Origin of the sequence: Paenibacillus sp. GM1FR, from assembly GCF_002803315.1 — a bacterium.
Lineage (GTDB): Bacteria > Bacillota > Bacilli > Paenibacillales > Paenibacillaceae > Paenibacillus > Paenibacillus amylolyticus.
In genome coordinates this window covers 125,941-146,647 of record NZ_MKZL01000063.1, presented here as the reverse complement: position 1 = coordinate 146,647, position 20,707 = coordinate 125,941, and the positions used below count along the sequence as shown (strand labels likewise).

Annotated in this window: 18 protein-coding genes; 13 read left to right on the top strand and 5 right to left on the bottom strand. The window is 46.6% G+C overall.

The annotated features are described in order from the left end of the window. Positions 1–198: 198 nt before the first annotated feature. Positions 199–1,149, top strand: a complete 951-nt coding sequence (dnaI, locus tag PAEAM_RS28660) for a primosomal protein DnaI (protein WP_036605787.1) — start codon at positions 199–201, stop codon at positions 1,147–1,149. Positions 1,150–1,329: 180 nt separating this feature from the next. On the opposite strand, the gene PAEAM_RS28655 is transcribed toward dnaI, so the two are convergent. Beyond that, on the bottom strand, positions 1,330–1,485 hold the full coding sequence (locus PAEAM_RS28655) for a hypothetical protein (protein ID WP_017692450.1): 156 nt from the start codon (positions 1,483–1,485) through the stop codon (positions 1,330–1,332). 262 nt (positions 1,486–1,747) lie between these two features. Here PAEAM_RS28655 and trxA point away from each other — a divergent pair, with 262 nt between their 5' ends. Together trxA and uvrC are read left to right on the top strand one after the other, a co-directional pair. After that, on the top strand, positions 1,748–2,065 hold the full coding sequence (gene trxA, locus PAEAM_RS28650) for a thioredoxin (RefSeq protein WP_017692451.1): 318 nt from the start codon (positions 1,748–1,750) through the stop codon (positions 2,063–2,065). A gap of 444 nt (positions 2,066–2,509) precedes the next feature. Continuing rightward, positions 2,510–4,597 (top strand): excinuclease ABC subunit UvrC, encoded by a 2,088-nt coding sequence (gene uvrC, locus PAEAM_RS28645; protein WP_100529757.1) that lies wholly within the window; start codon positions 2,510–2,512, stop codon positions 4,595–4,597. Here uvrC and PAEAM_RS28640 read toward each other — a convergent pair. Further along, the gene (locus tag PAEAM_RS28640; protein WP_100529756.1) at positions 4,566–6,263 is read right to left on the bottom strand and encodes a CPBP family intramembrane glutamic endopeptidase; all 1,698 of its coding nucleotides are present in this window, start codon (positions 6,261–6,263) and stop codon (positions 4,566–4,568) included. The genes uvrC and PAEAM_RS28640 overlap by 32 nt on opposite strands. A 521-nt stretch (positions 6,264–6,784) precedes the next feature. On the opposite strand from PAEAM_RS28640, the gene PAEAM_RS28635 reads away from it, so the two are divergent. Further along, positions 6,785–8,104, top strand: a complete 1,320-nt coding sequence (locus PAEAM_RS28635; protein ID WP_076253330.1) for a TrkH family potassium uptake protein — start codon at positions 6,785–6,787, stop codon at positions 8,102–8,104. A gap of 54 nt (positions 8,105–8,158) precedes the next feature. After that, the gene (locus tag PAEAM_RS28630; protein ID WP_017692455.1) at positions 8,159–8,830 is read left to right on the top strand and encodes a potassium channel family protein; all 672 of its coding nucleotides are present in this window, start codon (positions 8,159–8,161) and stop codon (positions 8,828–8,830) included. Positions 8,831–8,884: 54 nt separating this feature from the next. Here the strand turns inward: PAEAM_RS28630 and PAEAM_RS28625 are convergent, their stop codons facing one another. Continuing rightward, a complete protein-coding gene (locus PAEAM_RS28625; protein ID WP_100529754.1) occupies positions 8,885–9,814 on the bottom strand; it encodes a LysR family transcriptional regulator in 930 nt (309 codons plus the stop codon). 295 nt (positions 9,815–10,109) lie between these two features. Here PAEAM_RS28625 and PAEAM_RS28620 point away from each other — a divergent pair, with 295 nt between their 5' ends. From PAEAM_RS28620 to PAEAM_RS28595, 6 genes are all read left to right on the top strand, one after another. Continuing rightward, positions 10,110–10,778: a succinate dehydrogenase cytochrome b558 subunit gene (locus tag PAEAM_RS28620; protein ID WP_036605792.1), complete on the top strand. Its 669-nt coding sequence runs from the start codon at positions 10,110–10,112 to the stop codon at positions 10,776–10,778. A gap of 43 nt (positions 10,779–10,821) precedes the next feature. Then, complete coding sequence (gene sdhA / locus PAEAM_RS28615; protein WP_036605793.1) at positions 10,822–12,564, top strand: succinate dehydrogenase flavoprotein subunit; 1,743 nt, start codon at positions 10,822–10,824, stop codon at positions 12,562–12,564. A 534-nt stretch (positions 12,565–13,098) separates the two neighbouring features. Further along, the gene (sdhB, locus tag PAEAM_RS28610) at positions 13,099–13,863 is read left to right on the top strand and encodes a succinate dehydrogenase iron-sulfur subunit (RefSeq protein ID WP_036605794.1); all 765 of its coding nucleotides are present in this window, start codon (positions 13,099–13,101) and stop codon (positions 13,861–13,863) included. Between the two features lie 175 nt (positions 13,864–14,038). Beyond that, entirely contained in the window at positions 14,039–15,013 is a 975-nt protein-coding gene (locus tag PAEAM_RS28605; protein WP_076253251.1) for a metallophosphoesterase, read from the top strand. Between the two features lie 57 nt (positions 15,014–15,070). After that, a complete protein-coding gene (locus PAEAM_RS28600) occupies positions 15,071–15,802 on the top strand; it encodes a metallophosphoesterase family protein (protein ID WP_100529753.1) in 732 nt (243 codons plus the stop codon). A 168-nt stretch (positions 15,803–15,970) separates the two neighbouring features. Continuing rightward, positions 15,971–16,603: a GNAT family N-acetyltransferase gene (locus tag PAEAM_RS28595; protein WP_100529752.1), complete on the top strand. Its 633-nt coding sequence runs from the start codon at positions 15,971–15,973 to the stop codon at positions 16,601–16,603. Positions 16,604–17,089: 486 nt separating this feature from the next. Here the strand turns inward: PAEAM_RS28595 and PAEAM_RS28590 are convergent, their stop codons facing one another. Together PAEAM_RS28590 and PAEAM_RS28585 are read right to left on the bottom strand one after the other, a co-directional pair. Next, complete coding sequence (locus tag PAEAM_RS28590) at positions 17,090–17,899, bottom strand: histidinol-phosphatase (protein WP_100529751.1); 810 nt, start codon at positions 17,897–17,899, stop codon at positions 17,090–17,092. A 30-nt stretch (positions 17,900–17,929) separates the two neighbouring features. Continuing rightward, a complete protein-coding gene (locus PAEAM_RS28585) occupies positions 17,930–18,832 on the bottom strand; it encodes a LysR family transcriptional regulator (protein WP_036605798.1) in 903 nt (300 codons plus the stop codon). 457 nt (positions 18,833–19,289) lie between these two features. Between PAEAM_RS28585 and PAEAM_RS28580 the strand changes: the two genes are divergently transcribed. Continuing rightward, positions 19,290–19,748 carry a chemotaxis protein CheX gene (locus PAEAM_RS28580; RefSeq protein WP_036605799.1) on the top strand — a complete coding sequence of 153 codons (459 nt, stop codon included), beginning with the start codon at positions 19,290–19,292 and terminating at the stop codon, positions 19,746–19,748. Between the two features lie 56 nt (positions 19,749–19,804). Continuing rightward, positions 19,805–20,578, top strand: coding sequence for an SDR family NAD(P)-dependent oxidoreductase (locus PAEAM_RS28575; protein ID WP_100529750.1), 774 nt, complete (start codon positions 19,805–19,807; stop codon positions 20,576–20,578). Positions 20,579–20,707 lie beyond the last annotated feature (129 nt).

Below are 20,707 nucleotides of genomic sequence, written 5' to 3'. Positions count from 1 at the left end.
GTGTACTATAAACTAGGCATTACGTACGGTGGTAGAAGGGTTACGCTATTTACCAGATCTATGAGTTGAGTTATTGGTTGTTTTTCTATAGAATGAACAGTAGAATTGCAAATGATCGAAAGTTCCTATGCCATCAAGATGGTCAGGGGTACACTTCATTGTTCATTCTATATTGAAACATTAAGGGGGCTTGAAGCCATGGAATCCTTGGGAGGACTGCTTCAGCAGCTGAACCCTGCCTTTCGTGAGCAATCGCGGCGGATTGCGGCGGAATTGATGGAAAATCCGTACGTACGCGAATTCCGCGCAGGTCATCCTGAACTGCAAGATGCACAGCTCATGACCGATCTGAGCAAGCTGTTTCAGTACGCCAAAGACTCTAAGAACTGTGCGAATTGCCCAGGACTCGACAACTGCCCTAACGATTTTCAGGGCCACTTTTGCAAACTGGAAGTAGAACATTTTAACGGTAAACCCGAAATCATAGATATAAAAGCACCTTGTTCCAAACATATCGCCCGGCAAAATGAACATATTATTAAGCAACGCATTCGCAGTTTCTATGTGGACGAGCGTGCGCTCAGTGCCGGATACAACGATGTGGAGATTATGGGCAAGGATCGGATGCGTGCTCCGGCAGTGAATCAGGTGCTTCGGTATATTAGCGAGACCAAGGAGAACGGATTATCTCCGCAAGGACTGTTTCTGGAAGGAACATTCGGGACGGGCAAGACGTTTCTGATGTGTTACCTGTTGCATGAACTGGCGGTTGCAGGCCACACGGGTGTCATTATTTATATGCCTGACTTTGTGGAGGATCTGAAATCCATGATTAGTGAAGGGCAGAAGCTGAAGGAAATGACGGATATTTTGAAAAGTTGTGATCTGCTCATTTTTGATGATATCGGGGCAGAGAATCTGAACCCTTGGGTTCGGGATCATGTGATGGGGTCCATTCTGAACTATCGGATGAATCGTAAACCTACGTTCTATACGTCCAATTACAATCTGGATGGGCTTGAAAAACATCTTAGTTTCACCAATCGGGACGGCGAGGAAATGAATAAAGGGCAACGTCTTATGGACCGGATTCGTCCATTTGTGGATGTAATCTCCGTTCGGGGTGAGAATCAGCGCGGTAAACGTTGAACCGATCTAATTGAACGAAATGGTTCTGGACAAGGTTAATCTTCAAATTATCGGTGGAGCTTTTGATTTAGAAGCTGAGCTGATTGCAATCAAAAGCTAAAGTAGTCCCAAAAAAAGCCTGGCTTTCGCATTGTCGCGAAAACCGGGCTTTTCTGGTCCTGCGTGAGACCTGTGAGTGTCCTATTCGGTGAGGAATTTGAAGATAACCATACCGAAAAAGATCACTGTCATCAGGCCGGCCATGCCGGCAACACCCGCGATCAGATCAAATAGATCGTTGCGGGGTTCCTCGTTCACATGTTCACGCGGGTCGCTGATCCGCACATTTGCATCCATGTTATTGCCTCCTTATGGGGAAACAGCTTGCCCGTATGGGGGCTGAAACCCGGAGTAATTTTAGTATACTTGGAAAAGAAAGCGTTTGTAAAGATTTTGCAGTTAGTATGCTACATCCTGTAATTGTGAAGATTTGATGTTGGGAAGATGAACATTGCAGCGTTCAATTCACAAGTTTGACGTACCTGTGTTATACTGGAAGTGTCGTTCACGACGTTACAGGTTAAAATAAACCGTAAGTATATATAAGGAGGACAATTTCATGGCTATTGTTAACGTATCCGATCAATCCTTCAACGCTGAAGTAGAAGGCGAAGGAACGGTTCTTGTTGATTTCTGGGCGCCTTGGTGTGGTCCTTGTAAAATGCTCGCTCCAATCCTGGAAGAGCTGTCCACAGAAGTTGGCGATGCAGTGAAAATTGCTAAAGTTAACGTGGATGAAAATCCGGAATCAGCTTCCCGCTTTGGCGTAATGAGCATTCCAACTTTGATCTTCTTCAAAGACGGTCAACCGGTAGATAAAGTGGTTGGTCTGAACTCGAAAGATGCGCTCAAAGGAATTATCGCAAAACACCAATAATTTACAGGCTTACACATACGCCTCCGGTTTACATGCCGGGGGCGTTTTGCGTCGAATACCTTTATATAGGACAATATAAAGTATATTATTTATATAAAATGAAACTGGAAATTTACATGTTAACGGAGAGGACAGAAATGAGCCTTAGAAGCATAGCCGTTGCAATTTTTATCCGAGTTTTACTTTTAATATGTATTGCACTAATTACTCACACAATAGCGGAGAGAACAGAAAAAACCTGAAAAAGCGAAGCGTTCGCCTTTATCACCGGATTTTCCCCTTGTAAAAGGGAATCAAAAAATCTGGGGATAACAGCGATTGGAAGGTTGTTCTGTTATCGTAGTGTTCGTGTGAATTACGGCGATCGAAAGGTCATTCTGTCATCGGAGTAACTCATGTAAGGTGAGGATTTCAGCTTTTTCGGGAAGGAGGATTCACCGAATTATGGATCAATTCATCAATGATTTGCAGGATCAGGAGAAAGCATTGGAGCAGATTCGCCACAAGCTCGCTTTGCTGCCAGACATGTCTGGATGTTACCTGATGAAGAACAGTGAAGGCACCATTATCTATGTAGGTAAGGCTAAAGTGTTGAAGAACCGCGTACGCTCTTATTTTATCGGCAGTCATAACGGAAAGACCCAGCGTCTGGTGTCCGAAATCCGTGATTTTGAATATATTGTGACGGGCAGTAACATGGAAGCACTCATTCTGGAGTGTAACCTGATCAAGAAACATATGCCGCGGTACAACGTGTTGCTCAAGGATGACAAGACATTCCCATATCTTAAAATTACAAATGAAAAGCACCCCCGGCTGGAAGTAACTCGGCGCGTGCTGAAAGATAAAGCCAAATATTTCGGACCTTATCCGAACTCATATGCGGCACACCAAACGAAAAAACTGCTCGACCGCATGTATCCACTGCGCAAATGTGGTGTAATGCCCAAAGAAGTGTGCCTGTACTATCACATGGGACAGTGTCTTGCGCCTTGTGTGAAGGAAGTGGAGAAGGAGCAGTACGACGAGATTTCACAAGAGATTGGTTCATTTCTGAGCGGTGGTCATGAAGAGATTAAGAAGGATTTGCAGCGTAAGATGCAAGAGGCTGCGGAGGATCTTTATTTTGAACGTGCCAAGGAACTGCGCGACCAGGTAATCGCCATCGATGCGATGATGGAAAAACAGAAAATTACGATGGCCGATGCCAGAGACCGTGATGTATTTGGTTTTGCCATTGATAAAGGCTGGATGTGTGTCCAGATTCTATATATGCGTCAGGGTAAAATGATCGAACGTCACGTATCAACCTTCCCGTTTTACGGTGAGGCGTATAGTGACTTCATGTCCTATGTAACACAGTATTACAGCGATAATCCGGCATTGCCACAAGAAATTTTGTTGCCGGAAATGCCCAAGGATCTTGCAACGGATAACGAAAGTTTGGATACAGTATCTGATGCTGAGGGATCGGTGCCTGCCGCAGTTAAGGTAGAATTCGAGCAGATGGGACAAGTGGAGCGCAGTAACGCTTCCCAGCCACTGGTTGCTGAGACTCGTGCAGCTTACGGAGGTTCCACAGATGCAGAAGGTGAACAACCTGATAGTATGCAAGAGGATGAATCAATAATGGATACAACTACTTCAACTGAAAAGCTTCCATCAGGACTGGAAGACCCAACTCAGGTTGCTGCTGCTTTACAGGAGTGGTTGGAGATCAAAGTGCTCATTCCGCAACGTGGATTGAAACGCCAGATGATCACGATGGCTGTGGATAACGCACGTGTGGCATTGGAAGAGAAGTTCCGTTTGATTGAGCGAAATGAAGAACGTACATCCAAAGCTGCCGAAGGACTGGGACGCTTTATTGGATTGGACCAGCTTCACCGTATTGAAGCGTTTGATAACTCGAACATTCAGGGTACGAACCCGGTATCTGCCATGATCGTATTTACCGATGGTAAACCGGATAAGAAGGAATATCGGAAGTACAAGGTCCGTTCGGTTGAAGGGCCGGATGATTATGAAACGATGAGAGAGGTCATCCGTCGCCGTTACGAGCGGGTATTAAAAGAAAACCTGACCCAGCCTGACCTGATTGTGGTTGATGGTGGTAAAGGACAGATATCGGCTGCGGTCGATATTTTGGAAAATGAGCTGGGGCTGTTTATTCCGGTATGCGGTCTGGTGAAGGATGCCAAGCATAAGACTTCGCAGTTGATGATCGGTAATCCACCGGAAGTCATCTCCCTGCCACGGGATAGTCAGGAATTCTACCTGTTGCAGCGGATACAAGAAGAGGTCCACCGTTTTGCGATCTCGTTCCACCGCGAGCAGCGGGGTAAATCGATGGTGACGTCCCGTTTGGATGCCATTCCGGGGATCGGAGAGAAGCGGCGTAAGCTGCTGTTGAAGCATTTTGGCTCTTTACGCAAAATAAAAGAGGCCAGCGTCGAAGACTTCCGGCCTCTATCTATTGGTGACAAATTGGCAAATCAGATTATTGCAGCACTTCGGGATGAGGAGTCGTAACATACGGCTTCTCTTTTTGTTTTGGATTGAATTTGTAGACCACATATCCAACGATGGCCGGGAGTACAATCCAGAAGAGTCCAGCAGCCATATTGAGGGCATCGCCCATAAAGATCAGGCTGAGTCCCATCAGTAAGCTGTCGAAGATCACATGAGCGAATACAACGGCAATGAAGCCGTGACGCAGCATGATCAGACTGAACAGCAATCCAATCACCATCAGCTCAATGGGACGGGTGATTACTGGATAGATCGGATACAATGTGTGTCCAAGTGCCCAAATGATGGTTGGAATCAAACAGGCAATAAACGTGTTACGCACAATCTTTTGCATCATGCGAATGCCGAACAGTCGATAAACAGTTTCTTCACCAATACCGGCCATCCAAGCCATGATCGGGAAGAGCCAGGCATAGGTCATATTAAATGTAGATTGATCTGCTGACGTCGTTGACCATGTGCCAATGCTTCGCTCTAGTATGAAGAACAGGATGGATTGCACACCCAGTAGAATGAATGCCCACAGGTAACCAGCAACCATGCTGTGAAGTACATATTTTCCATATCCCGGTTCTTTGGCACGAGGCCAAGGGTTCAGACCGATTTTACGCCACATGCCGTCACCGGCAACGAGTGACAGATAGATGGTTGCACTCATGACCAGCGTAATGCCTATCTGAAATAACATCAGGAACGCTAACATGAAGTTGGAGAATCCCTGTGCCTGGAGCAGAGGAATCATGTTCAGCGTGCCAATCACCGAAGCTGCGAAATACACCACCGAGAGAATGATCCCGCGTTTGAAAGACGTATGTGTTCGGGTCAGAATGCTATAGATAATGGCCAGCACGCCCAGAACAAGGGTCAGGAACGCATAGCCGCCATAGGTCATCCAGTTGGCTTGACGCGTCTGAGCTTTCACATAATCGGTATGGGATTCAGGGACCGAGAAGCCAGGATCGAACGATCGTACCGCACCCTCTTCAAACGTAAAGTTCAGTTCCAGCTTGGAGTCTCCAATGGCTTTTGCAGAATCTGTATACTTCAGTCCCGCTTCACCATCGCGAGTCTCCAGTTGAAGTGTCGGCACCTCATAACCGAATTCGTTCAGAACGCCAGCCGCGAGCTGTTGTTTCTCGTCCAGAGACATATTGCCTTCAGCAATTACTTGCGATGTGGTCACTCGTCCACTAACCTGTTCCGCCTCAATGGCGGTATAGAGTGAAGAAGGTAGTTCTCGTTTGAAGCCGACGACTTTTCCTGTTTTCATATGTACGTCAACATTAAGATAACCGCCCTTGTCTTGATCAGGCAAACGAACGCGGAATACATCGTAAGGATAGCTTGTTTCCCATTTCTGGTTATAGGTATCAAGTTGTTTGGTTTTGGCCATATACCCGTAGATATCCGAATGTGTCTGGTAGGTTACCAGGGTTTTTTCATCATCATTTGGCAGTGTATAGTCATTCACAGAAGCTGCGAATGATCGTGCGGATTGCTTCGCCTGCTCCTTGGTTATGAAGGACGTGGATGAAATTTCTGTCGTTTGCGATGAGGTAGCAGGAAAGATCTGAAATACAAAAAATAGAATCAGGCCAATCGCCGCAAGCAACCCCAGCCGCTTGAAGTTAGCCTTGAGTTGCAAAGGCTGCCCTAAGGGATTCATGTAATGGTGTTCCTCCTTTATTGATAGAGGTAGTTCAAAAAGTTTCTATCTTCATCCCATCTTCTTGGTACTGAAAACCGCCCTTTTTGAACACGCACTAATATGGATATTAAAGTTAACATAGCACAGGCCAAGCACCGAATGCCAATGATGTAACGAAAACAGGTGTAAATCCTTGAAAATGCATGAAAAGGACCGAAAGAATCTGATCCATCCGTCGCCATATCTGAGTTCTTCCCTTTTTGGCTGAATTCGATCCGATTTACACAAAAAACGTTTTGTCTACAAACGTCGCAGCGCTTATAATTTTGAAACAAATGTGCAATGATTCGCATGTCTTTCGCCCAACAAGGGAACGAATAGGATATATTCCAACTTCATTATATATGTCGTTTTAATCTGAATCATACTTGTTTAACGTTTGGCAACAGCATTTCAAATGAAGAAGGCTCCACGGGTGTGGAGTTATTTTCATTTTAGAAGAGGTGGAAGATACTCAAGTGAAACTGAATGTTCAATGGATGCGATTATCGCCACCCCGTATTCTTGTGTTAGGGTTTGCTGGCATCATATTGGTAGGCACAATGTTGTTAATGCTTCCGGCATCCAACCGTAACGGAGACAGTCTTGCATTTATTGATGCGCTCTTTACAGCAACTTCGGCTGTTTGTGTCACTGGTTTGGTTGTGGTGGATACAGGGACTCATTTCTCGGTGCTGGGTCAGGTTGTAATCGCGATTCTGATTCAGATTGGCGGACTGGGCTTCATGACAATGTCCACATTGGTTGCCATTGCGTTCAAACGGCGGATTTCGCTTAGAGAACGGTTGATTCTACAGGAAGCGATGAATCAGAGCACGATGGAGGGCATCGTCCGGCTGATCCGTAAAGTTGTGATCTACTCACTCATTATCGAAGGCATATGTGGCACACTGTTTGCCATTCGCTGGTCGTTCGACATGCCGATTGGACAGGCGATCTATTATGGCTATTGGCATGCGATCTCGATGTTCAACAATGCGGGCTTTGATATGTTTGGGGATTTCCGCAGTCTGACCGGTTATGTGTATGACCCGTTGGTTAATTTTACAGCAATGTTCCTGATTGTCTCTGGCGGTATCGGTTTTGTGGTGTTGTCAGACCTGGTGGATTACCGCAAAACGCGGAAGCTGTCTCTGCACTCCAAAGTTGTACTGTTAATGACTGGATTGTTAATTGTGTTTGGTGCACTTGTCATTTTCGTATTTGAATTTAGCAATCCACGGACACTGGGTGGCCTGAACTGGGGTGGCAAAATTCTCGGTTCATTCTTCCAGTCCGTTACGCCGCGAACAGCAGGAGCCAATACGGTAGATATTGCCGGGCTGAGACAGGCAACACAGTTCTTTATGATCATTCTGATGTTCATTGGTGCTTCGCCGGGTTCTACCGGAGGCGGGATCAAAACAACGACATTTATGATTATGGCTGGAGCGGTCATCGCCATGATGCGTGGACGTGAAGATATCGTGTTTTTCCGCTATCGGCTCGTACAGGAACGGATTTTCAAGGCGCTTACCATTACATTGCTGGCGCTTTTGTTCATCATAGCTGTAACGATGGCATTAAGTACCACAGAAGACGCCAGTTTTATGATGATCTTATTTGAAACGACATCGGCCTTTGGTACTGTAGGATTATCGCTTGGACTAACGCTGAAGTTGACTACATTGGGCAAACTCCTGATTTGTTTTACGATGTTTGCTGGAAGGCTTGGACCGATTACATTAGCGTATGCACTTGGGCAGAAAAAGGGTAAAGAGTTATACAGGTATCCGGAAGGCAAAATGATTATTGGATAAATCTATTTTTAGTGAGTTTTGAAATTGATTTGGATAAGGGGTTCGTGAAGAACAATGAAAACACAGCAGTTTGCGGTGATTGGGCTTGGGCGATTTGGCTCCAGTCTGGCACAGGAATTAATGGAACTCGGCTACGAGGTGCTCGGGATCGATAAAAATGAAGAAGTCGTCGAAGACATTAGTGAATTGGTCACCCATGCCGTTGTAGCCGATGCCACAGATGAGGAAGTGCTACGCTCCCTGGGTATTCGAAATTTTGACTGCTGTATCGTTGCTATCGGGGATGATATTCAGACGAGCATTCTCACCGCGATTCTGTTAAAAGAGCTGGGCGTCAAGACGGTTGTGGCCAAGGCCATATCCGTCCTTCACGGACGCGCATTGGATAAACTGGGGATTGATCGTGTCGTTTATCCTGAGCGGGATATGGGCATTCGGGTTGCCCACCAGCTGGTTACCCCGAACTTGCTGGATTACATTGAATTATCCAATGATTACAGTATTGTCGAGATGAAGGTTCCCGCCTGTCTGCACAACAAAACCCTTTCCACCCTGAATGCACGCGTACGTTTTGGTTGCAGCATTGTAGCGTTACAGAAGGAAGCTGGGGTCATTATCGCTCCGACGGCACTGGATTCGCTTCAAATGGGGGATATCATGGTCATTATTGGTAATAATGCAGATATCGACCGATTTGAAGAAGAGGTTATCAGCCAAGAGAGCTGATAATTATCATGAGTTAAATATGGAAGCCAGGCGTTAGAACCTGGCTGATTCAGATCAAGGCAAAGGCGTCGTAGCCCTTCGTGAGGGCAATGGCGCCTTTGCTGTAAAGAGTGCAGCAGTCTCCTTGACCCATTGTCTGGAGGTCTCGCTGAGGTCCTCTTTTTCCCCATAGATCATACAGGTTGTTCTGCGGGTCTGCTGTAATTGAGGCAAATGAACAGAAATAAGATCATTGTCCGCGAGCAATTGTGGACGAAGATATGACTTGGGCAATAGAGCGGCAGCTTTGGCGGAAGGCAGAAGTCGGATGATCGCTTCAAAGGAATCAATTTCCATGCGAATATCCGGCATCACGGCACAGCGCTGGAAGAGATCGTCCGTTAATTTGCGGTACCAGGTGCCTTTGGAGAATGTGATCATCGGCAGATCCTGCAAATGCTCCATCCCGGCTTCCTTACCGGACAAGGGGTGTGTTAGCGGCACAACCAGTTCCAGGTGATCGTCAAAGAGCGGCACACAGTTAAGCCCCACTTCGCTGATGGAGGAGGCGACAATGCCCACATCGGCTTTTTTGTCACGCACAAACGAGACAATCTCATGTGTTTTGCCCGTCAACAGTTTCAGTTCGGCATTCGGATGTTTCTCCATAAAGGCATTGACGAGAGGTGGTAACGTAGTTTGAAGCGTCGTCAGACTGGCTCCAAGTGTAATGGTGCTCTGTTCTTCGTCTTTATACTGGGCCAGCATGGTGAGGAACTTCTGTTGCTGCTGCTTCTGTTCTACAGCGTAGGTGTAGGTGAACTGGCCCACACTGGTTAACTCCAGCCGTTTGCCACGGCGGTGGAACAGGGCAACTCCGAGTTCATCCTCCAATTTGGCAATTTTGCGTGAGAGTGCGGGTTGGGACAAGTTCAGTAACTTGGATGCACGGTTGAGGCTGGACTGCTCCACGACCGCTGCAAATGCGTTTAACTCCTCAAACATGAACAATAACCTCTTTTCCATGAATGTGATTCTTGCCCTTGCTCAATCGTTTTCCATGTTGTATAGCCTGTAAACCCAATGTTTCACTGCTTATACCTATAGGTTATAACATTTAATAATTATATTGCAATTCCCTTATAAGAAAAAAAGGAGTAACATGAACCGTGACACAAGTTGTTCACACCTGGGGAAAACGGAACAATTTGTCGAACCTTTTCATGGAAAAGGATTCGTGTCATGATAAGTGAAATCATTTATGAAAACGTTGTATTTAGCGAAAGGGGATCGACATTTTATGAAAGGGTTTTACTCCAGAAAGCTGCACTCCTTGCTTGGCGTCATTCCGCTCAGTTTGTTTTTTGTTGAGCATTTGGTGACGAACTTCACGGCAGTTGAAGGCGGCAAAGAAGCTTTTTACGGTGCCGTTGCATTTCTGAACGGTTTGCCTCTTGTTATTGTAATTGAGGCATTACTTATCTGGTTGCCGTTGTTCTATCACGGTGTTTATGGTCTTTACATTGCCTATCAGGCCAAGCCTAACGTTGGGCGTTACGGTAATGAGCGCAACTGGCGCTACACGTTACAGAGGGTAAGCGGTATTATTACGTTTGTATTCGTCATCTGGCACGTATGGGAGACGCGAGTACAGATTGCGCTGGGTAATGTATCCCATGAAGAGATTGGCGGCGTCATACATGATGCGGTGACGAATCCGATAACCTTTGCGATATATATGATCAGTGTGGTTGCGGCGTCATATCACTTTGCCAATGGTCTGTGGTCGTTCCTCGTTAGCTGGGGAATCACAGTTGGTCCGCGTGCGCAGCGTGTATCCTCTTACGTATGTATGAGCTTGTTCGCTATTGTTTCCATCATGTTTATTGCTTCACTATTTGCTTTCCGGAGCATTGATTTCCAAACAGCTACTTCGATGATTGACGCAGTAAAAACAGTTCTAATTTAAGCATTTAGCGTATAAATGCTGACTTATAAGGGAGTGAACAGCAATGGCATCAACGAATGTAATTATTGTGGGCGGCGGTCTCGCGGGATTGATGGCGGCGATCAAATCGGCTGAAGCCGGAGTCCATGTTCATTTATTTTCACTGGTTCCTGTTAAACGATCCCACTCTGTATGCGCACAAGGCGGCATTAACGGAGCGGTAAATACCAAGGGTGAGGGTGACTCCCCATGGGTACACTTTGACGATACGGTATACGGCGGTGACTTCCTTGCGAACCAACCCCCTGTTAAAGCGATGTGCGAAGCAGCACCTGGCATCATTCACTTGATGGACCGTATGGGCGTAATGTTCAACCGGACACCGGAAGGTTTGCTTGATTTCCGTCGTTTCGGGGGAACGAAGCATCACCGTACGGCGTTTGCCGGAGCGACAACAGGACAACAATTGCTCTATGCATTAGACGAGCAGGTACGTCGCTGGGAAGCAGCTGGCCTGGTTACGAAATATGAGAACTGGGAGTTCCTGCAGGCAGTTTTGGATGATGAAGGCGTATGTCGCGGGATCGTGGCTCAGGATCTGAAAACGATGAAGGTACAGACCTTCCCGGCAGAAGCGGTTATTCTGGCGAGTGGTGGTCCGGGGATCATCTTCGGTAAAACGACCAACTCTGTAATTAACACAGGTACAGCGGCAAGTGCGGTGTATCAGCAAGGTGTAAATTACGCAAACGGGGAGTTCATTCAGATTCACCCAACAGCCATTCCAGGGGATGACAAGCTGCGTCTCATGTCTGAATCCGCGCGTGGTGAAGGTGGACGGATCTGGACGTACAAAGACGGAAAACCTTGGTACTTCCTTGAAGAAAAATATCCATCCTACGGTAACCTGGTTCCACGTGATATCGCGACTCGTGAAATCTTCAGCGTCTGCGTAGATATGGGTCTGGGTGTGAACGGCGAGAACATGGTTTATCTCGACCTGTCGCACAAAGATCCGAAGGAACTGGATGTTAAACTCGGCGGAATCATTGAGATCTATGAGAAGTTCATGGGTGATGACCCGCGTAAAATCCCAATGAAAATCTTCCCGGCAGTCCATTATTCCATGGGCGGCATGTGGGTAGATTACAACCAAATGACTAACATTCCGGGGCTGTTCGCAGCTGGTGAATGTGAATATCAATACCATGGTGCGAACCGTCTGGGTGCAAACTCACTGGTATCTGCGATCTATGGTGGTATGGTGGCTGGACCAAAAGCGGCTGAATATATCAAAGGACTTAAAAAATCGTCCGCAGATATCCCATCTTCCGTATTTGAGAAACACACCAAACAACAAAGCGACAAGTACGAAGGCATCTTGAAAATGCAGGGCACGGAAAATGCCTATGTCATTCATAAAGAGCTTGGCGAGTGGATGACAGCCAACATGACGGTTGTGCGCTACAACGACAAGCTTGAAGCCACGATTGGCAAGATCAAGGAATTGAAAGAGCGTTATGGCAAAATCAATATGTATGACAGCTCTGGTTGGAATAACCCGAGCGCAGCATTCACTCGCCAACTTTGGAACATGATTGAATTGGCAGAAGCAATGACACTGGGCGCATTGCTGCGTAACGAAAGCCGCGGCGCGCATTACAAACCGGATTTCACGGAACGTAATGATGAAGAGTTCCTGAAAACGACTATCGCAAGCTGGTCGAAGGAAGGACCGAAAATCTCGTACGAGCCAGTAGACGTATCCTTGATCCCACCACGTATCCGGGATTACTCCAAGGATTAAATATCACGGATTTATTTATAAAGTTAAATATTAAGCACCTGAACGAAGAGGCAGGACAACTTTGGAGAAGCAAAGCTTCTTCAAAGTTACTGCCATCAAAGTGAAGGAAAGACCCAGAAGAAGCAAAGCCCTAGCGATGCTTCAGAACTTCAATACTGCCTCCAGCATGAATGGAGTGCAGTTTTCCAGCAAAGTTACCCAGTGCACGACATAGCGGAAGAAGCGGAAATACCCAGAAGAAGCAAAGCGCCTTAGCGATGCTTCAGAACTTCAATACTGCCCATCCAGCATGAATGGAGTGCAGTTTCCAGCAAAGTGACCCTGTGTGCACGACGTAGCGGAGGAAGCGGAAATGCCCAGAAGAAGCGAAGCGCTCGCCTTTATCACCGGATTTTAACCCTGGAGAGGGTTGATCAAAAAATCCGGGGATAACAGCGATCAGAGGGGCATTCCGCTGACGAAGCGTCTCCCGTGCACCAAACCATTTTGCGCATCAGCAATACAATCATCGTCACCAGAGGAGGGGACTACGATATGGCGGAACAAGCTACAGCCAACAAAACCGTCAAGTTTATCATCACCCGTCAGGATAGCCCGGAGTCATCTTCGTACAACGAAGAATTTGAGCTTCCGTACCGTCCCAACATGAATGTGATCAGCGCCCTGATGGAGATTCAGCGGAACCCCGTCAATACAGATGGCAAATCCATTGCACCCGTTTGCTGGGATTCCAACTGTCTCGAAGAAGTCTGCGGTGCCTGTTCCATGGTCATCAACGGCAAGCCACGTCAAGCATGTGCAGCCCTGATCGACAAGCTCGAACAGCCCGTTCGTATCGAACCGATGAAGACATTCCCAGTGGTTCGTGACTTGGTCATCGACCGTAGCCGGATGTTTAGCGCCCTGAAACGCGTAAAAGCATGGATTCCGATCGATGGTACCTATGACCTCGGTCCAGGTCCACGGATGCCTGAGAAGAAGCGTCAGTGGGCTTATGAGCTGTCCAAATGCATGACATGTGGTGTATGTCTGGAAGCATGTCCGAACGTCAATGAGAAAACAGACTTTATCGGTCCAGCAGCACTGTCCCAAGTGCGCCTGTTCAACGCTCACCCAACAGGGGAGATGAACGCCGACGATCGTCTGGAAGCGTTGATGGAAGACGGAGGCATTGAGGGCTGTGGAAACTCACAGAACTGTGTGCAATCCTGTCCAAAAGGCATTCCACTGACAACCTCCATTGCCGAAATGAACAAACAAACGACCAAGCATATGTTCAAACGCTGGTTGGGTGTATAATCTCGTCATAACATGTGCAGAAGTGTAATCTGCAACTTAGAAGAAGTCGTGATCCCGTGCAGCAACATGCCGGAGATCCCGGCTTCTTTTTGTAATGAAGCAGAGGAACCGGGCTACCCATGCAGAATATGATATACTAAGGGGATGGATTAAGAGCGTAGAAGGAGGGGGAGATATGGCAGAGACACCGCGTCAGGGCAGCAACAACTCGCCGTCCCAGCGCTCGCACAAAGCATCAGGTGCAGAAGAGTCTGTGTTTCCTGGTGAAGAAAAGGATCATGATCCCTCTCGCCGAAGTTTCTTATTGCGTATGGTTTTGATGACAGCGGGTGCCAGTTTGCTTACAGGAGGTTATGCCTGGTTATGGGAACCGCGTCGTCTGGAGATCAAGCAAGTGGAGCTGAAACTTCCGAAGTTTCCAAAGGCATTTGACGGTTTGCGTGTAGTTCAGTTCAGCGATGCCCATCTTGGTTTTCATACCGGGGTGAAAGAGCTGAAGAAGCTGGCAGCAACGATTGAGGAGCAGCAACCGGACTTGATTTGTTTTACCGGAGACATCGTCGAGAGGGAAGCAGAGCCGATGCGTGAATGTATTCCGGTACTCGCCTCCATGCAAGCGAAGTATGGCAAATTTGCTGTTTTGGGGAATCATGATTATCGGGGCGGACAGCAGAATGAAGTGACAACCATGTTCCGTGAAGCGGGATTCACTTTGTTACGGAACGAACATGTGGTGATTGAACAAGGGGGCGAACGTCTGGCCATAGCTGGTCTGGATGACGCACTTACAGGCAGGCCTGATCCTGTCCAAGCCATCAAGGGATTGGATCATGATGTGTGGAAATTGTTACTTATGCATGAACCGGATTATGCCGACATTGCCACTCCCTATGGTTTCGGATTACAACTTTCCGGTCATAGCCATGGTGGACAGGTACGTTTTCCCTGGATTGGGGCACTGACAACTCCGCGAGGTTCACACAAGTATGTTCAAGGATTGTATTACACGGATGTCCAGGGGGTATATTACACCACCCAGACACAGATGCCCGTGTATGTGAATCGTGGTTTTGGCATGACTCAACTGCCCATTCGTTTTCTGTGCAGACCAGAATTAACGGTTTTTGAGCTTAAAGGATCAACCACATAAAAGAATACAAGATGAATGTAAAACATAAAGGATTTAACATGAATGGAGGTTATCCAGATGGAAAGAATTGCGATTGTATCCGACATTCATGGCAACATGACTGCCTGGGAAGCAGTGTTAGAAGATATCCGAAGTCGTGGCGTGGAGCGAATCTTTTGTCTTGGTGACCTCGTGGGCAAGGGACCAGAACCGGTAAAGGTTGTGGATCAGGTGAGAGCAACGTGCGAACTTGTTATCCGTGGCAATTGGGATGAACTGGTTGCGGTTAACCAAGACAACGAGAACTTTACCTGGCAAGCAGAACGGCTGGGTGAGGAACGATTGGCGTACTTGGCGGGCCTGCCCTTCAGTCATCAATTTCAACTGAGCGGTCGCACCATCCGTCTGGTCCATGCTTCACCTCAAAGTGTATACCATCGTGTACAGCCGTGGGACGCGATGGAAAAGAGGTTGGCAATGTTTGATCCTCCGGCTGATGAGCCTGAGCAAGGTGTTGCAGATGTTGTAGGTTATGGGGATGTGCATAACGCATACTTGCAGTATATGAACGGCAAGTTACTGTTTAATGCAGGCAGTGTTGGTAATCCACTCGATCTTCCCCAAGCTTCCTACTGTATTCTGGAGGGTGAAGACAGCAACGATAACAATACCCCGTTCAATGTTCAATTCGTGCGGGTGCCTTATGATATTGAGCGAGAAGTACAGGTTGCACAGTCGGCGAATGTTCCTGCATTGGATTTCTATATTCGTGAGATTCGTACGGGTATCTATCGCGGGCTGCAGGAGTAGTCAGCATCTGGACCTTTTAGCGTGATGAATTGAATGATGCAATATATTAATACTAAAATGCGAATACTAAAGTTCGTGGATCAGTTCAAATGGTATTACGCCGGATCATCATCAGAGCATGCTTGTCTTACCGGACTAGAGCCCGTTTAGGCAAAAGGAGCGATTGTCATGCTTACCCGAAAAATGCTGGTTCAAGGTCTGCCGGCTTTGTGGACAGAGCGTCTTGTCCTGCGATCATTACGTCAAAGTGATTACAGCACATTATCGGAACTCTTTTCCGATCCTCAAGTCATAAGATATGTGAATAGGGGAAGCCAGCCCACGCCAATCAGGGCGAGACGCTTATTGAACCAGATACGGAGCAGCAGCGCCAAGCTGGATTCGTTACATTATGGGATCTGCTGGAGAGGCAAGGAACAGGTGATTGGGATCACCTCATTCCAACACTGGAATGATCAGAATGGTACCGCACAGATTGGTTACATCCTGAACAGGTCCTGTTGGGGCAGGGGTGTGGCTACCGAGGCGGTACAGCGGCTGTTGCAGTTTGGATTTGACGATCTTCATCTGGGGAGGGTGGAAGCACGTTGTTATGAGGCCAATGTATCTTCACAACGGGTGCTAAGCAAAATAGGGATGTCCTATGAGCGGAGTCTTCCCTCGTTCGGACTGAATGATGAGGATGACGAGGAATCAGAATCCCTGATGGATGTTAAAGTGTACAGTATGTACCGGGAACAATACGTCAGACCTCTTCAGGAAAAAGACCTGCAAACCCTGGTATCTGACAAGCCGCAATGACATAGAGTAAGAGTAGTCAAACGTGAATGAATCGAACTTCAATCATTTGTTACACAATTGAAATATAGCTGCAATTGAACTCTAACAGACAGGGGGTAAACTTATCTCATGACCCCCTTTTTGATAATAGATAATGCTGTTGGGACCCGCGCGAGCGGGTTCATTTTTTTTGCCCATATAAGTTAACTGTGGATTATTTACACTGGCCACTCCGATGACAGAATAACCTTCCGATCGCTGTTATACCCGGATTTTTTTGATTCCCATATTTTAGAAGGTAAAATCCGGTCATAGCGTATGCTTCCGATGCAGCTTTCTTTCAGAAAGCTTTTAGGCGAACACTTCGTTTCTTCTGGTTATTTCTGTCCTCTCCGTTATCGTGTAAATGTTAAGTTTAACTTATATAATATTTTTAATTTAGAATTAAACCCAAAACCCCCACTGCGCTTGTTAACGCTGTGGGGGTTTCTCTGTGGTTCTATATTTTTACAGTGGAACAACCTGCATCTGTTTCTGCTTGAAGTATACCCAGTCGGTGAATCCGATCTCCTTGAGACGTGTACGAACGTCATCCAGCTCGTCTGCAACCCGCTGTGGTTTATGAGCGTCCGATCCAAATGTCACCTTCACTCCATAATGATGGGCGCGTTCCAGAATGGCATCCGAGGGATACCAGCCACCGCTGAGTTTGGTTTTGCCAGATGTGTTAATTTCGATCGCAACGTTGGATTCTGCAATGACCTGCAACGTTTCATCAATGGCCTGATCAGCGATAATTTCGGAGAAAGGTGGATAGTTTCCTTTCATCGCATCAATGTGTCCAAGAATCTGGAACATACCGCTGCGAGCCGATTGCCGGATCAATGAATAATAGCTCTCTTTCACTTCAACTTTGCGAGCATTGCTTAGTCCATTCCACCGGGTTTTGTTGAAGATACTCACATCCTCGGTATGATGAACTGAACCAATAATATAGTCAAAAGGATACTGTCCCAGTGTGGTACGGTACAATTCTGCATGAACAGGGAAGTAGTCGGATTCAATGCCGAGCAGCACATCGATTTTACCAGCGTACTCTTCTTTCAAAGCAAGGACTTCTTCCACATAATGCTGCAATTCCGACTTGCCCATTGCGATCCGGGGAAATGCCTGCTCAAGCTCACTGCCAAAGTACGGCGTATGATCCGAGATACCGATGGCCTGAAGTCCTGCCTTAATACCTGCCTCTATATAATCGCGGATGTTGCCGTCTGCGTGACCACAACGAAAATGATGTGTATGAAGATCAAATTTCATATGGAATCCTTCCTTTCTCATGGCTCATTGTCATTCTGAACTGATGAATTGGGTTTCCGGCATACCTTTGAGGTCACTTATGAATTGTTGCATTGCTGAGTTAAGGTATCGACTGGACTTATAGATGACACCAACAGGGTGACTGACCTCCAGCTCACTTAAGGGTATCATTCGCAATGTACCTTGACGCAACTCATGCGCAACAGATTGTTTGGAGATGACAGCTGCCCCGAGATCAATCTCGACCATCCGTTTCACTTCTTCGCTGCTCGACAACTCCATTACAATATTAGGTTCAATATTATGTTTCTTGAAGATAGTTTCCGTAAACCTTCGTCCTACGGTATCAGGGGACAGCAGAATCAATGGTGTACTCCGGAGCACATCCACTGCAGCATGTTTTTTCTTCGCCAGCGGATGGGAAGGAGATACCACGAGTTCAAATGTGTCATAGTACAGCACAGATGTATTCAGGTTGGGATTACGCTCCGTGAGATAACCGATACCAATATCAACCAGACCATTTTCGACCTGGGTATAGATCTGTGATGACGGAAGGGATTGGATACTGGTTTTGATCAGCGGGAATTGATCTTGGAAATAGGATAACACCCTTGGCAAGATCTGAATAGCAATGGAAGTTGTTGTGCCTAATACGATACGTCCCTGAGGCGTTTCATCAAGATCGGACAATTTTTGTTTCAACTCATCAACGATGTCGAGCATCCGTTCAGCGTGCTCCAGGAATACCTGTCCACGGTCTGTCAGGGTAACGGGTTGGTTACGATCCACAAGAACGGTGCTGAATTCGTCCTCCAGACTTTTGATCTGGGCCGAGACGGCAGGCTGGGTCAGGTTCAGAAGTTCTCCCGCTTTGCGGAAGCTCATCGTTTTGGAAATGGTAATTAGTGTCTCCAGTTGGCTTATGTTCATAGGTGACCTCCTTGCAGGCAAAATTTCTTGATTATGTAGTGTTTAGTGTGATGTAATCCCGTAACTGGTTATTGTTCCGTTATCTTAAATTATAGGTGATTCAGGACAGCAGAGCAATGAAGGTAATGATCAGGATCAAAAGTAGTTCAAGAGACTGTGAAAAAAACGCGAATACAAGAATTTGATTTTTTTTACAGTTGTGAGAAAGCAGTAATAAAGTCCTAAATGCCTTATGCCACGCACAACGAGCGAAAAGCTTTCTTCAAAAGAACTGAAAAGCGCTGTTTATTCGCTAGAATCAGCTATAAACATTTGCCCCACGGATGACGATAAATTATAGTACACATGGTTTAACGAATTCTTAATGAATTCTTGTACGTGATAAAGTATAATAAATTTAATGAATATGGGACTTTTGGTGTGTGACCAATAACCCAGTGCGAGGGGGACATAGACAGTGAAAGCGGAAGTGATTAATCCTTTCCTGGAATCGGCACGGAACGTATTCGAACAGCTCATCCAGGTTTCGCCTTCCACCGGGAGTCTTGGCGTGAAAAATGTAGAGTACATTGCAGACCATGTCTGGATCGTGATCGGAATGACCGGACAACTTAGCGGAAACATTGTATTTGGAATCAATGAACAAGTTGCATTGAAAATTGTATCTGCGATGATGGGTGGTTTTGTCATTACAGAAATGGATGAAATGAGCAAAAGTGCGATTTCGGAACTGGGTAATATGATCAGTGGTAATGCCAGCACCATCCTGTCAAACCAGGGTGTTGTTGTCGATATTACACCTCCACAAGTGATGAAGTCCGAACATCTGACTACATTTAGTGCAACGAAAGCACTGAGTATTCCTTTGCTGATGGACGGCATTGGTGAGATGGATATTCAGGTCATGATCTCGTAGAATAGAACCATACGCCTCAAAAGGCAATATGTGTTCAATACGGGAGGACATCACGGATGCTGAAAGATCAGGTAGTGTTTATCACAGGTGCATCGAGTGGTATCGGTGCGCTGTGTGCGCAGATGCTGATAAAAGAAGGAGCCATCCCAATTCTGGCTGCCCGTTCACGGGACAAGCTGGAAGAGATTGGTGCCTCGCTGAAAGGGCCGCATGAATTACTCACGCTTGATGTTACGGATAGTGAGAAGGTTCAGGCAGCTGTGGATGCGATATTGCATAAATACGGACGAATCGACATTTTGCTGAACAACGCAGGTTACGGGAAATTCGCAGCGATGACAGAGATGTCTGTACAGGAATTCGATGAGATGATGGACGTTAATTACATGGGCATTGTCCGCTGCACCAAAGCAGTGCTTCCACAAATGCTGGAACGTGGCAAAGGTCAGATTGTGAACGTGGCCTCCATGGCTGGCAAAATTGGTACAGCCAAATCCGCTTCCTATACAGCTACGAAACATGCTGTACTTGGATTTAGTAATGCGCTGCGTCAAGAGCTTCGCAAGACTGGCGTCATGGTGACAACGATTAATCCGGGTCCGATTGATACACCATTTTTCCATCGGGCTGACCCTTCTGGCAATTATGTGAATAATGTACGCTGGATGATGTTGAAACCGGAAGACGTTGCGGGTCATATGATTCGGGCGATGAAAAAGCGCAAGGAAGAAGTGAATCTGCCAAGACTTGCTTCTGCTGGCATATGGTTGTACCAGCTATTTCCTCGTCTTGCAGATCGATTGTCGCACGGTGTAATGAATCAGAAGTAAATGTGATACGAGGCATCATATACGGAATGAAAGAAAGGCTCCGCCGAGGGGCTTTTCTTTTTTTTGGCGTGTATACATACAATTCTGGAATAAGATTTGGTACACGGGCTTTTTTCGCATATAATGAAA

Coding starts and splice junctions, on each gene's coding strand:
- dnaI (WP_036605787.1), top strand. CDS start 199: ATGGAATCCTTGGGAGGACTGCTTCAGCAGCTGAACCCTGCCTTTCGT.
- PAEAM_RS28655 (WP_017692450.1), bottom strand. CDS start 1,485: ATGGATGCAAATGTGCGGATCAGCGACCCGCGTGAACATGTGAACGAG.
- trxA (WP_017692451.1), top strand. CDS start 1,748: ATGGCTATTGTTAACGTATCCGATCAATCCTTCAACGCTGAAGTAGAA.
- uvrC (WP_100529757.1), top strand. CDS start 2,510: ATGGATCAATTCATCAATGATTTGCAGGATCAGGAGAAAGCATTGGAG.
- PAEAM_RS28640 (WP_100529756.1), bottom strand. CDS start 6,263: ATGAATCCCTTAGGGCAGCCTTTGCAACTCAAGGCTAACTTCAAGCGG.
- PAEAM_RS28635 (WP_076253330.1), top strand. CDS start 6,785: ATGCGATTATCGCCACCCCGTATTCTTGTGTTAGGGTTTGCTGGCATC.
- PAEAM_RS28630 (WP_017692455.1), top strand. CDS start 8,159: ATGAAAACACAGCAGTTTGCGGTGATTGGGCTTGGGCGATTTGGCTCC.
- PAEAM_RS28625 (WP_100529754.1), bottom strand. CDS start 9,814: ATGTTTGAGGAGTTAAACGCATTTGCAGCGGTCGTGGAGCAGTCCAGC.
- PAEAM_RS28620 (WP_036605792.1), top strand. CDS start 10,110: ATGAAAGGGTTTTACTCCAGAAAGCTGCACTCCTTGCTTGGCGTCATT.
- sdhA (WP_036605793.1), top strand. CDS start 10,822: ATGGCATCAACGAATGTAATTATTGTGGGCGGCGGTCTCGCGGGATTG.
- sdhB (WP_036605794.1), top strand. CDS start 13,099: ATGGCGGAACAAGCTACAGCCAACAAAACCGTCAAGTTTATCATCACC.
- PAEAM_RS28605 (WP_076253251.1), top strand. CDS start 14,039: ATGGCAGAGACACCGCGTCAGGGCAGCAACAACTCGCCGTCCCAGCGC.
- PAEAM_RS28600 (WP_100529753.1), top strand. CDS start 15,071: ATGGAAAGAATTGCGATTGTATCCGACATTCATGGCAACATGACTGCC.
- PAEAM_RS28595 (WP_100529752.1), top strand. CDS start 15,971: ATGCTTACCCGAAAAATGCTGGTTCAAGGTCTGCCGGCTTTGTGGACA.
- PAEAM_RS28590 (WP_100529751.1), bottom strand. CDS start 17,899: ATGAAATTTGATCTTCATACACATCATTTTCGTTGTGGTCACGCAGAC.
- PAEAM_RS28585 (WP_036605798.1), bottom strand. CDS start 18,832: ATGAACATAAGCCAACTGGAGACACTAATTACCATTTCCAAAACGATG.
- PAEAM_RS28575 (WP_100529750.1), top strand. CDS start 19,805: ATGCTGAAAGATCAGGTAGTGTTTATCACAGGTGCATCGAGTGGTATC.